This window comes from Aminobacter sp. P4_H6_2 (genome assembly GCF_056400805.1).
Window position 1 is genome coordinate 1 of sequence record NZ_JBFUKO010000811.1, and the last position, 2,063, is coordinate 2,063.

The window sequence follows — 2,063 nt, forward strand, 5'->3', positions numbered from 1 at the left end:
ATTCTGTGTCTACATGTTCGCAATAAAGAGGGGATCGGGCGCCACGTAGCGGCCCGGCCGACAACGAAACAAATGGAGATGAAAATGCACAAAGCCCTACTGGCTGCCGCTTGTCTTGCGCTGAGCAGCCTGCCTGCATTGGCCCAGGAAGTCGTCCTTGGCGCCGTGGTGCCGCTGTCTGGCGCGAGCGCGACGCTCGGCGACGACCAGCGCCGCGGCATCGAGCTTGCCGTCGACAAGATCAACGAGAAGGGTGGCGTGCTCGGCGGCAAGAAGCTGCGCGTCATCATCGAGGATTCCGGTGGCCGCGCGCCATCCGCGCTCGACGCCGCCAAGAAACTCGTCACCGTCGACAACGTGCCGGTGGTGATYGGCGAATACTCCTCCGGCATCACCATCCCGGTCGGCCAGTATCTGGTCCAGGAAGGCCGCGTGCATCTCAACATCGGCTCGTCCAGCGGCAAGATCCGCGGCCTCGGCGACGGCTCGTTCTCGCTGATCGGCCTCGACAACGTATCCTCGGGCTTCGCTGCCCAGGACGTGGTCGACAACAAGTGGAAGAAGGCGGCGGTGATCGTGCCGAACAACGCCTACGGCCAGGGCGTCGCCGAGCAGTTCMAGAAGGCATTTGCGGCACTTGGCGGCGAAGTCGTCACCACCGTGATGTACACCGAGGGCCAGACCACCTATCGCCGCGAACTGCAGCAGATGGAGCGCAGCGAGCCCGACGTCTATGTCTATTCGGCCTATGGCAAGGAAGCCGCGACCATCAACCGCGAGTCCTTCGAGCTCGGCATCAACTCAACGCCCTGGTACGCCATCTACCTGTCGATGTGCACCTCCGACGCCGACCCGAAATTCGTCCAGGGCCAGTATGGTCTCGATCTGAACTACATCGGCCCCGATGGCGCGGCTTATGAAACCGCCTACAAGGCCAAGTACAACGAGCCCTTCAAGACCAGCTTCAACGGCTATGGCTACGACGCCGTCATGATGGCCGCTGCCGCCATCGAAAAGGCCGGCTCTGCCGAGCCCAAGGCGATCAGTGCCGCGCTGAAAGAGATCGGCAACGGCTACAAGGGCGCCACCGGCGACATCACCTTCGATGCCGACCGCCAGCGTTCCAAGCAGCCCTATCTCAAGCTGAAGATCGAGGACGGCGTCCAGCAACGCTAGGGTCTCGACCCTCATCCTCTCGGCAGGCCGGAACTGGCGTCCGGCCTGCCTTTCCGCACCAGCGCAGCCGCTGTGTGATGAAGTCCCCTTACGAGAAAAGAGCATGGTCCAGTTTGTCGTCGACGTCCTGATCCGCGCGGTCGACCTGGCGCTGATCGCCATAGGGTTGAGCAGCGTCTATTCGCTGATCCGCTTTCCCAATGTAGCGCTTGTGCAATATGCGACGACCGGTGCGCTTTTGGCGCTTGGCCTGCAGATGGCTGGCCTGCCGCTGGTGGTTGCGGCCATCGCCGCTTGCGCCCTTGTCGGCATCATCGCGGTTGTGCTCAACGTCGTTGTTTTCGAGCGCCTGCTACGCGCCGGCTCGGCCATCGCCATGATCGGCTCGCTGGCGCTGTCCATGGTGTTTTCGGCGATCTTCCTGGTCACCGCCGGCCCCAGGCCCAAGCGCTTCGAGCTGGAGATCAACCCGCCACTGCGTTTCTTGGGTGCACGGCTGACCGAGCATCAGCTGATGTCGGTAGGCATCAGCGCGCTCGCCATCATGGTCTTCGCGCTCATCCTCTTCCGCACCGACCTCGGCCGCTGCATGCGCGCCACCGCCACCAATTCGGTGCTCGCCAGCGCCACCGGCATCGACACGCGCAAGGTCACCAACACCGTCGTCTTCCTTTCGGGCGTGATGGCGGCACTCGGCGGTATCGGTCTGTCGGTCAAGGGTGAGATGAGCGCCCAGCTCGGCCTCGACATGCTGCTGCCGGTGTTTGCCGCCGCCATCCTGGGCGGGCTCGGCAATGCGCTTGGTGYCGCCGTCGGCGCAGTCGTCATCGCCGCTGCCGAAACCATGGTCACCAATGTCAATTTCGGGCCGCTGTTCGGCGAATCCG

2 protein-coding genes are annotated in these 2,063 nt (G+C 63.4%); both read left to right on the forward strand.

Going from position 1 to position 2,063, the window contains the following annotated elements; genetic code table 11:
• The first annotated feature begins 84 nt into the window (after positions 1–84).
• Positions 85–1,176: an ABC transporter substrate-binding protein gene (locus AC1DUU_RS30445; RefSeq protein ID WP_476787040.1), complete on the forward strand. Its 1,092-nt coding sequence runs from the start codon at positions 85–87 to the stop codon at positions 1,174–1,176.
• A gap of 103 nt (positions 1,177–1,279) precedes the next feature.
• On the forward strand, positions 1,280–2,063 hold a 784-nt coding region (locus tag AC1DUU_RS30450), incomplete at its 3' end, for a branched-chain amino acid ABC transporter permease (RefSeq protein ID WP_476787041.1).